Origin of the sequence: Cupriavidus sp. WS (assembly GCF_000395345.1) — a bacterium.
Taxonomy (GTDB): Bacteria; Pseudomonadota; Gammaproteobacteria; order Burkholderiales; family Burkholderiaceae; genus Cupriavidus; species Cupriavidus basilensis_B.
Genome location: NZ_AQPL01000592.1, coordinates 1 through 2,695 on the forward strand (window position 1 = coordinate 1; position 2,695 = coordinate 2,695).

The window sequence follows — 2,695 nt, forward strand, 5'->3', positions numbered from 1 at the left end:
CGGCCGGCCCGGGCGGGCGCCCAGCAGGCTGGCCTTGACCGGCGCCAGCGGCGGCGCGCCGTTGGCCTCGCCGCGCGGCAGGTCGCGCCAGGCCTCGTGGCGGGCGCCGGGCGGCACGCGCTGGCCCTGCACGAAGGCGCGCGCCGGCATGCCGGTGATGGCGCCCGGCACGTCGCGGTTGGCATAGGCGCCGCGCGCGCGGTCGTTGGCGAACTCGCGGTTGACGGTGAAGCGGTTGACGCGGCCGAGGTAGGCGGCGCTGGCGCCGTAGGCCGGCCGGTAGCTTTCATGCGGGCCGAGCGGATACCAGGCCACGCCGGGGCCGCCACGGCCGCCGCCGACGAAGCCCACCAGCGCGGGCGCGTACACCGGGCGCACCGCGCGCGGCCCCGGCATCCAGCCCCAGCGGCTGCCGATGCGGGCCCAGCGGCCATAGTGGAACGGCGCGAAGCCCCACGGCGCGTCGTCGCACCAGGTCCAGCCCCACGGCGCCACCCAGGCCCACGAGCCGGTGCTGTACGGCGCCCAGTCGGCCGCCACCACGCGCGGGAACCACACCGCGCCGTAGCCGGGGTCTTCCTGCCAGTCGCCGTAGCCGTCCAGCGCGGCGTAGCCGGTCATCTCGGGCGGCACGTACATGGCCGAGGGCGAGGCATCCTCGCGCGCGTCGCGCGCCGTGGTCCAGCGGTCGAACTCGTCCTCGGGCGGATTGAAGGCGGTGCCGGCCTCGGCCAGGTCGCTGCCGGCGAAGCGGATCTGCTCGCCGCGGCGCATCTCGCGCGAGCGGCTCTCGCCGTACACCACGGCCGAGCCGTGGTGCATCGTGACCACGGTGGCGCTGCCGTCGGCGGCCACGTCAAGGCGGTAGTCGCCGGGCTCGCGCGGCACGAAGGCGAGGTTGGGCGTGTCGATCTCGACCGGCTGGTCGGGCGGCAGCGCGCGCACCCGCAGTTGCAGCGTGCCCTGGGTCAGCTTGACCTGGGTGGCGCTGTCGTCGAGGTTGAGCACCGTCGCCGCGGTGGCGCCGCCGAGCCGGATCGCGGTGGAGCCGGCATGCAGTTCGGCGCGCCCGCCGTTGTCGACCCACAGGCGGTCGCCGGTGGTGATGGGCCGGTTGAGCGCGGCCTGGGCCCAGTCGTCGGAGCCGGCGGGCGCCAGGCTCAGGCTGCCGGCGGCGTCGGTGATGGTGGCGATGCGGTCGGAGGGATCGGCGGACTGCGCCAGCGCCGGCGCCAGCCAGGTGGCGCAAGCGATACCGATGGCCAGGAGCAGGGCCCGGGCGCCGGGGCCAAGCCTGCGGGCAGGAAACATGGAATTACCTCGTCGATGCGAAGGGCGGCGGGCCGGTGCCGGCTGTCCCTGTTGTCACGATACTGCGCCTGGCGGCAACCCGCCGGCGCGGCGCATCTGACTTTGTAAGCACATATTTCCCCGCGGCGGCCAACGCGCCGCGCGCGCGGCCCGGCGGCGGGCGCGGGGAGCGGACCGGCGCCGCCGGGACGGGCGGCGGCCGGACAAAGCCGGAAACAAATTATCGCAGGGTGGCGGGGCGGGCGAACGGAAGGGGAGAAAGGACGGGACGGGACGCGGCGCGGTCCGGCGCCGGTTCAGCGCGCCTGCAGGAACTCGGTGAACTTGTCGGCCGACATCGGGCGGCCGTACAGGTAGCCCTGCACCTCGTGGCAGCCGTTGTCGCGCAGGAAGTCGCGCTGCTCCACGGTTTCCACGCCCTCGGCCACCACGCCGATGCCGAGCGTGGTGCCCACGTTGACCACGGCGCGCACGATGGCCGCGTCGACCGGGCTCTGGGTGACGTTGCGGATGAAGGACTGGTCGATCTTGATACGGTCGACCGGGAAGGTCTTGAGGAAGCTCAGCGACGCATAGCCGGTGCCGAAGTCGTCGCAGGTCAGGGTCACGCCGTCGCGGCGCAGCGTCTGCAGCTGGCCGGAGAACTCGTCGCCCTGCTGCAGCGCGATGGTCTCGGTGATCTCCAGCTCCAGCCGCTCGGGCGCCAGCGCCAGCTCGCGCAGCACGTGGCGCACCTCGGTCAGCAGGCGGCTTTCGCTCAGTTGCGCGGCGAACAGGTTGATGGCCACGCGCGGCGCGTCGGCGAACTCCAGCGACCACATGCGCGCCTGCGCGCAGGCGGTATGGAGCAGCCACACGCCGACGTCGGCCGCCACGCTGCTGGCGGCCAGCGCGTCGATGAAGCTGGCCGGCGTGAGCAGGCCCTGGGTGGGATGGCGCCAGCGCATCAGGGCCTCGGCACCGACCACGCGGCCGTCGCGCAGGTCGATCTGCGGCTGGTACAGGAGTTCGAACTGGCGTTGCGCGTAAGCGTCGCGCAGCGCCTGCACCAGCGACAGGCGGGTGGTCACGTCGGTGCGCATCTGCGGCTTGAAGAAGCGGATGGTGCGCCCGCCGTCACGCTTGGCCCGGCCCAGCGCGAGGCTGGCCGAGGCCAGCGCGTCGGAGGCGTTGTCGCCGCCGCCCGGCATCACGCAGGCGCCCAGGCTGGCCAGCACGTGGTGGCGGCGGTTGCCGTACTCGTGGGGCTCGGACTGCAGGGACAGGATGGCGGCGCTGACGTGGCGCACCAGGGTGGGATCGGCGATGGACGGCAGCAGCACGGCGAACTCGTCGCCGCCGACCCGCCCGAGCACGGCGTCGCGCGGCGAGGCGTCGCGCAGGC

The 2,695-nt window shown here is 74.2% G+C and carries 2 protein-coding genes; both read right to left on the reverse strand.

The window, feature by feature from the left end:
- A partial coding sequence (locus K206_RS0135225) for a DUF6600 domain-containing protein (protein WP_020206954.1) occupies positions 1-1,311 on the reverse strand: 1,311 nt, incomplete at its 3' end.
- A gap of 296 nt (positions 1,312-1,607) precedes the next feature.
- Positions 1,608-2,695: bifunctional diguanylate cyclase/phosphodiesterase (locus tag K206_RS0135230; RefSeq protein WP_020206955.1), on the reverse strand; the 1,088-nt coding region annotated here is incomplete at its 5' end.